This is a genomic window from Campylobacter concisus (genome assembly GCF_902460875.1).
GTDB lineage: Bacteria > Campylobacterota > Campylobacteria > Campylobacterales > Campylobacteraceae > Campylobacter_A > Campylobacter_A concisus_AA.
The window spans coordinates 7,973-10,105 of record NZ_CABPVR010000018.1; the positions used below are offsets into that span (position 1 = coordinate 7,973).

At 33.9% G+C, this 2,133-nt stretch carries 2 pseudogenes; both read right to left on the reverse strand.

Annotated elements, in window-relative coordinates:
* Nucleotides 1-48: 48 nt before the first annotated feature.
* Nucleotides 49-1,101: pseudogene (locus F3H01_RS09750) on the reverse strand (methyl-accepting chemotaxis protein); the annotation flags it as partial.
* A gap of 27 nt (nt 1,102-1,128) precedes the next feature.
* Nucleotides 1,129-2,025, reverse strand: a pseudogene (locus F3H01_RS09755) (Cache 3/Cache 2 fusion domain-containing protein); the annotation flags it as partial.
* Between the last annotated feature and the right edge of the window lie 108 nt (nt 2,026-2,133).

The following is a 2,133-nucleotide window of genomic DNA, read 5'->3' on the forward strand; positions in this document are numbered from 1 at the left end:
GTCTAGCAAGAGCTAGACCTAAAAAATATTGGTTTTAGAGGTAGGTTCTTAAGTCCTAAAGACACTAAGTTTTGAATTTAATGCATCTGTCATCTTATTTAGATGTTCTGCCGCTGAAGCTATCTCTTCGACACTTCTAGCATTTTCTGATGAAATTTGGTTGATATTTGAGATGCCTTCCATGATTTCATTTACATTTTTGCCAGTTGCGATGTAGTCTTGCATAGTCTTATCAGACATTGCTATGGCGTTATTCATCGTCTCACTCATAACATTTATAGTTTTTTCAACGTCGCTTGCCACGTGAGTTAGCTCTTGGATCTGTTTAGAGTTGATACCCATTTGCTCGCTACTATCATTGATCGCTTGGACAATGACGTTAATAGTAGCATTTATCTCAGTTAAACTCTTTTGAGTTCTCTCAGCTAGCTGTCTAACTTCATCAGCAACAACGGCAAAACCGCGTCCATGCTCACCTGCTCTTGCAGCCTCGATAGCGGCATTAAGTGCAAGCAAATTTGTCTGATCAGCTATATCATTGATAACAACAAGGACCGATTTTACCTGCTCGGCATCACGGCTAAGCTGATCGATCTTATCAGCCATTTGATTTTCTACATTAGCAGAGTCAATAATCTGCGCTGATAGTGATCTTATGGCTTCAGTTGCCGTTTTTATATGTGTGCTTGCTTTTTGAAGGTCATCTTTGCCAGCTTGAGCTACTGCTAAAGATTCTTTCATATTTTCTTGCATTACTTTACATCTTTGATTTGTCTCTTCTACTATTTCAGTTGATTTTTCTACACGTTTGCCTGTCTGAAGAGATGTGGAACTAAGCTCATTCGCAACGGAGCTATTTTCACTTGAAAGGTGCTTTGTATCACTTATTAATACCCTTATTCTTTCAATAAAATCATTTATATCTTTACTTATCTTAGCTATCTCGTCTTTACCATAAATAGGAATTTTAATTGTAAAATCAGATGTTATCGCGTTTAAATTTGTTCCTAGTCTATCAATAGGATTTGCAACCATCTTCTTAAGCAAGAACATAGAAACAGCTATCAAAAGTAAGGTAACTATGGTGCTTGCTATGATGAAATTTTTACTAACTACTTTTAGTGGTGTTAAAAAATCATCAGTAACAGCTGAACCTAAAACCATCCAGTCTAGTTTATCAAATGACTCAAAAGCAACTATGCAGTCAACCCCATCAATTATAATAGGCTCAATACCCTTTCCTTTTTTAACAATATTATCCATAGTAGTTTGTAATTCACTACTTAGCTCTTGATTTGCCTTGGTTGGATGAAAGTCAAATTTACCAGTTTTAGTATTGTAAAGAGAAAAATATCCATGCTTACCAAGTTTCATCTCAGAAAAAGTCTTTTTCATATTGTTTAATCCCTCGGTAGGATCATAACCAACAAATAAAATTCCTATTACCTCGTTATTTTCAATAATAGGATCATAAATACTCATATAGTTGCGTCCAAATAAATTTACAACACCTACATACCTCTCTTTATTCATGATATTTTTATAGGCTTGACCGTTTTTGTCAATCATCGTACCAACAGCTCTACTACCATCAGCCTTCGTCACCGATGTACTAACTCTTAAAAAATTATCACCTGATTTTGCAAAAATGGTTGAAATTCCGCCTTTTGTAGCGTTATTAAATTTATCTAGAATATCGTAGTTATTGTTTAAAATACCATTTTGAGATATTAGTTCTATCGCTTCGTATTTGTCAGTCTTGCTCATCTGGTGATTAGTTGAAATTTTTCCAATCATCTCTTTAAAAACACTCATTATCAGCTCTGCACTACTTACATTATCTTTTTCAAATAATTTAACCGTATTCATAGCAAGCTCTACATTTTGCTCTACCGTAGTAAGCACACCATCTTTTATCTCACGCTCTAAAATATTTGATGTATACACGACAAAACATATCATAGATACCGCCAGAACCGCAGCAATCGTTGCTGAAACTTTTACCAAAATGCTTCGTAAATTCATTTTGTCTCCTTTTTATAAAAATTTTTGCCTTGATTATAGCACTATTTTAAATAAACTTTATACAAGAATGCATAATTAATAATAATTAATAAATTATCATTATTATTT